Annotated in this window: 4 protein-coding genes and 1 pseudogene; all 5 read left to right on the plus strand. The window is 67.8% G+C overall.

What is annotated here, in order from left to right:
• Positions 1–811, plus strand: a pseudogene (locus VIW71_RS23425) (FAD-dependent oxidoreductase); the annotation flags it as partial.
• A 47-nt stretch (positions 812–858) separates the two neighbouring features.
• The gene (locus VIW71_RS23430; protein ID WP_331624529.1) at positions 859–2,379 is read left to right on the plus strand and encodes an FAD-binding oxidoreductase; all 1,521 of its coding nucleotides are present in this window, start codon (positions 859–861) and stop codon (positions 2,377–2,379) included.
• A gap of 1 nt (position 2,380) precedes the next feature.
• Entirely contained in the window at positions 2,381–2,839 is a 459-nt protein-coding gene (locus tag VIW71_RS23435; RefSeq protein WP_331624530.1) for a nitroreductase family deazaflavin-dependent oxidoreductase, read from the plus strand.
• Between the two features lie 94 nt (positions 2,840–2,933).
• Positions 2,934–4,274, plus strand: coding sequence for a cation:proton antiporter (locus tag VIW71_RS23440; protein ID WP_331624532.1), 1,341 nt, complete (start codon positions 2,934–2,936; stop codon positions 4,272–4,274).
• An 86-nt stretch (positions 4,275–4,360) separates the two neighbouring features.
• Entirely contained in the window at positions 4,361–4,915 is a 555-nt protein-coding gene (locus VIW71_RS23445; protein WP_414720818.1) for a flavin reductase family protein, read from the plus strand.
• Positions 4,916–5,024: the final 109 nt, after the last annotated feature.

Consider the following 5,024-nt stretch of genomic DNA (forward strand, 5'->3'; position numbering starts at 1 on the left):
GGAGTTCAACAAGTACCTGGACATGTACCCGGCGGTGAAGCGCCAGTTCGAGGGCGCCAAGCGGGTGCGTGAGTGGGTCTCCACCGACCGCCTCCAGTACAGCTCCAAGCAGTCCATCGGCTACCGCTGGTGCCTGATGTCGCACGCGGCCGGCTTCCTGGACCCGCTGTTCTCCCGCGGCCTGTCCAACACCTTCGAGGTCGTCTACGCCCTGCTCAGCCGGCTCATCCCGGCCCTGGACGAGGACGACTTCGCCACCGAGCGCTTCGAGTACGTGGAGACGGTCGAGCGCGGCCTGCTGCACTACAACGACGCGCTGGTGAACAGCTCCTACATCTCCTTCAACCACTTCCCGCTGTGGAACGCGGTGTTCCGCGTCTGGTCCGCCTTCCTCACGCCCGGCGTGATGCGGCTGACCCGCGCGCGGCAGAACTACGACCTCACCCGGGACGTGAAGTGGCTGGACGCGCTGGAGAACACCCTCCACCCGGGCCTGTGGTGGCCGGAGAGCCACGAGTTCAAGCAGATCCTCGACCTGATGGCCGAGGCCTGCGAGAAGTACGAGGCCGGCGGCATCGACGGTGACACCGCCGCGGAGATCATCATGAAGAGCCTGCGCGACTGCGAACTGGTCAACCCGGTCTTCCAGTGGACCGACCCCGAGGTCAAGTTCGTTCTGCCGTCCACGTTCATGATGGCCAAGTTCATGTACTGGGGTACCCGCAAGGCGCCCGCCCAGATGCAGGAACTGGCCCGGGACACTCTTGCCGGAATAGCGCGTTCCGGCCTGCGGGGCAAGAAGCTGCTCTAGCCTCTCAGGGTCAACTTCCTTTCAGCCAACGAAAGTTGAGCAGCGCGATGATCAGACGCAGAACAGTTCTACGGGTCGGCGCGGGCGCGGGCGCGGTAGCCGCGACCGGATTCGGCGCCAGCACGGTCTGGGCCGGGAGCAACGGAGCTTCCTGGAGCCAGCTCCGGTCGCGCCTCCAGGGGACGCTCGTACTCCCGTCCGACCCGGGCTACACGACCGCGAAGCAGCTCGACCTCGGGCAGTTCGACGTCATCAGCCCGAAGGCGGTGGCCTACTGCGTCAGCAGTGCGGACGTGGCGCTGTGCCTGAAGTTCGCCCAGGACAACGACCTGCCGTTCGCCGTACGCAGCGGCGGTCACAGCACCGGTGGATACTCCACCTCCACCGGACTGGTCATCGACGTGTCCAAGCTCAACTCGATCACCGTGGGCTCCAGCACGGTCCGCGTGGGTACGGGTGCCCAGGGCGTCGACGTGATCGACGCCCTGGCTCCGCACGGCCTGGCGGTCGTCGGCGGCTACTGTCCCACGGTGGCAGTCGGCGGCTTCTACCAGGGCGGCGGCCTCGGGCTGCTCACCCGCTCCGCGGGCGTCGGCTCGGACCAGATCGTCTCGGCCAAGGTCGTCCTGGCCGACGGCAGGACGGTCACCGCCTCGCCCACCAGCAACCGCGACCTGTTCTGGGCGATCCGCGGTGGTGGCGGCGGCAACTTCGGGGTCGTCACCTCCTACGACCTCAAGCCGGCCACCGTCAACCAGGTCGGCCTGATCAACCTGGCCTTCAGCTGGGACAAGGCCGTCGACATGCTGGAGGGTTACGCCCGCTGGACGCTGGACGCGCCCCGCGGAATCGGCGGCGGCGCGTTCATCCAGTTGCCGGACGCCGCCAGCGGCACCCCGGCCCACCCGGTCGTCTTCCTGGCCAGCACCGGCACTCCCACCGAACTGGAGAGTGAAGCGGCCCGGCTGATCGCACTGACCGGCGCACCGGTCCAGCAGTCGCCCACGGCCGTGATGCCGTACCAGCAGCTCATGATGAACTTCTTCCGCTGCGGGGGGGACACGGTGGCCCAGTGCCACCGGGCCGACACCACGCCCGGCGGCATCCTGCCGCGGCCTGCCTTCGGCCTCCAGCGCAGCCGGATCTTCACCGAGCTGCCCTCGCGCAGCATGTGGGAGAAGGCCGCCGCGCTCTTCGAGACCCTGCGGCAGCCGGGCCAGATCCACATCCTGGAGGTGCTGCCGCTCGGCGGCGCCGTCAGCGACGTGGCCCGCACCGACACCGCATTCGTCCACCGGGATGGGCTGTTCACCGTGAACTATCTCAGCGACATCGAGGACCCGGCGGCGGCCGACTCGGCCGGCCGGGCCGCCGCCCAGCAGTTCGTCGACGACGGGTTCGCCATCCTGGACCCGGAGTCGGCCGGCGAGACGTACCAGAACTTCATCGACCCAGGGCTGAGCGACTGGCGGAGGTCGTACTACGCGGAGAACTACCCGCGGCTGGCCTACGTCAAGACCAAGTACGACCCATATCGCGCCTTCTCGTTCGCGCAGAGCATTCGCTGACATGGCGGGCATCAGGACCAAACCGCCGTCCCGCGCCAAGATTCTCGTCAACAAGGCCGTGGTCCGTGTGAACGTCTTCGTTTACCGGAAGTCCGGGGGGCGTCTTCTCGGCCAATTCGGCGGACTCCAGGCCCTGTTGCTCACTACACTCGGCGCGAAGACAGGCCGAAGCCGCACCACCCCGGTCACCTTCATCCGTGACGGTGACCGGATCGTCATCTGCGCCGTCTACGGTGGGGAGGCGGTCAACCCGGGGTGGTACTGGAACCTTCGCGCGACCCCGAGGGCATTTGTTCAGATAGGGCGCGACCGGTTCCCGGCAACCGCCGAAATTCTCCCAGACGGTCCCGAAAGGGACCGGATCTGGGCGCACTTGCTTACGATCTTTCCGCTCTACACGAAGTTCCAGAGTAAAACGGACCGGCTGATTCCTATCGTTGTGCTGACGCCGTCCGCCTAGGGCCTGTACCCCGAGCCAGGCCCTGGGGGGTCCCGACGCAAGTGCCGGGTCCCTGTTCTCGCAGCCGCTCCCCGTCCCCAGGAGAACTGTGTCGATGTTCAAGAGTCTCGCACCGGACGCCGAACTGACGATGGCCACCATGATCGCTGGTGTGGCCATCGTGCTGTTGACCGGCGCCCTGCTCGGCAGCCTTGCCAAGCGTGTCCGCCAGCCTGCCGTGATCGGCGAAATCCTCGCCGGTATAGCGCTGGGTCCCAGCCTCCTCGGCCTGCTGCCCGGCGATCTCACCCACAAGCTGTTCCCGGCCGAGGTACGGCCGCTGCTGTCGGCGGTCTCGCAGGTCGGCCTGCTGCTGTTCATGTTCATGATCGGCTGGGAGTTCGAGAAGCGCATCCTGCGCCCGCACAAGGGTGTCGCGGCGGCGGTCTCCCTCAGCTCCGTGGCCCTCGCGTTCGGGCTGGGCGTCGCCGTGGCGACGCTGCTGTACCCGCACCACGACACGGTGGCCGGGAAGCACATCTCCTTCCTGACCTTCTCCACGTTCATGGGCGCCGCCATGTCCGTGACCGCCTTCCCGGTGCTGGCCCGCATCCTCACCGACAACCGGCTCACCCACACCCGGGTCGGCACCCTGGCCCTGGCCAGCGCGGCCGTGGACGACATCCTCGCCTGGTGCATGCTGGCCTACGTCTCCGCGCTGGTCACCTCCGGCGGTGCCGGTGACCTGGTCCAGGTGATGGGCCTGAGTGCCGGCTACGTGCTGCTGATGTTCCTCGTCGTGAAGCCGGCGCTGGCAGCCCTGGTCGGCGTGATGGTCGCCCGGCAGCAGTGGCGGTACCTGCTGATGGTCCTGGCGGCCGGTACCTTCCTGTCGGCCTACGCGACGACCTGGATCGGCATCCACGGCATCTTCGGCGCCTTCCTGTTCGGCTTCATCATGCCGCGCGAGCCGGCTCCCCAGCTCGCCGAGCACCTGCGCAAGCCGCTGGACCACATCAGCCTGGTGCTGCTGCCGGTGTTCTTCATCGTCACCGGCCTCGGTGTGGACATCAACGGCCTGCACGCGTACCAGTACGTGGAGCTGGCCGCCATCCTGACCGTCGCCTGCGTGGGCAAGCTGGTGGGTGCGATGGCGCCGGCCCGGATCTTCGGCCTGAGCTGGCGGGAGTCCAGGGCTCTCGGCCTGCTGATGAACACCCGCGGTCTGACCGAGCTGATCATCCTCAACACCGCGGTCCAACTCGGCGTGCTGGACAGCCAGATGTTCACCATGATGGTGATCATGGCGCTGGTCACCACGGCGCTGGCCGGGCCGCTGCTGCCGAAGAGCAGCCTGCTGATGTCGCAGGCCACGGTGGACGTGCCGGTGGGCGAACGTGTCCCGGCGGCCGCCGCCCAGGCGGGTACCCCGGAGGTCCGGGAGACCCAGTCGTAGCGTTCAACGAAACCCGAGGGTTTCTACAGGGCCCGGCGTCCAGCGGACGCCGGGCCCTTGCCGTATCCAAGCGTTCACACGAAGGGATGCTTGTGACCACCTCACCAGAACAGGCCCTCCACCAGCCGGAACCGGTGGAGGGAAGGCTGCTGCGCAATGTCTGCGGCCTGTTCGTCACCGGTGTCACCGTCATCACCAGCGGTGCGGAGGGCCGTTCCGAGGGAACCACCGTCAACTCGTTCACCTCGGTCTCGCTCGATCCGCCGCTGGTGCTGTTCTGCCTGCACAAGGAGTCCCGGCTGCGGGCCGTGATCGACGAGGCCCAGTCCTTCGTGGTCAACTTCCTGGCCGGGCCGCAGGAACCGCTCGCCCGCGCCTTCGCGGGCAAGGGCACCGCGGCCGTGAAGGACGTGCCGCACCACCGGTCGGCCGAGGGGATGCCGGTGCTCGGCGACGCGCTGGCCTTCCTCGCCTGCCGCCTGGAGAACGAGTTCGACGGCGGTGACCACACGATCTTCGTCGGCCGCGTCGTCGAACTCGGCATCCCCCGCGAGCACCAGGAACCGCTCATCTTCTTCCGCGGCAACCTCGGTGCGCTCGAGGAGGAGCCGCGCGGAGTCCACCCGATCTTCGACGGCTGAGCGCGACGGCTCAGTGAGTCTGCCCCAGTGCACAGCCGCGAGCGATCGGGCACGCAGCACCACCACCGCAAGAACTGCAAGACCCTGCACGACCACCGTGGGGCCGGGC

Origin of the sequence: Streptomyces sp., assembly GCF_036524955.1 — a bacterium.
Classification (GTDB): domain Bacteria; phylum Actinomycetota; class Actinomycetes; order Streptomycetales; family Streptomycetaceae; genus Actinacidiphila.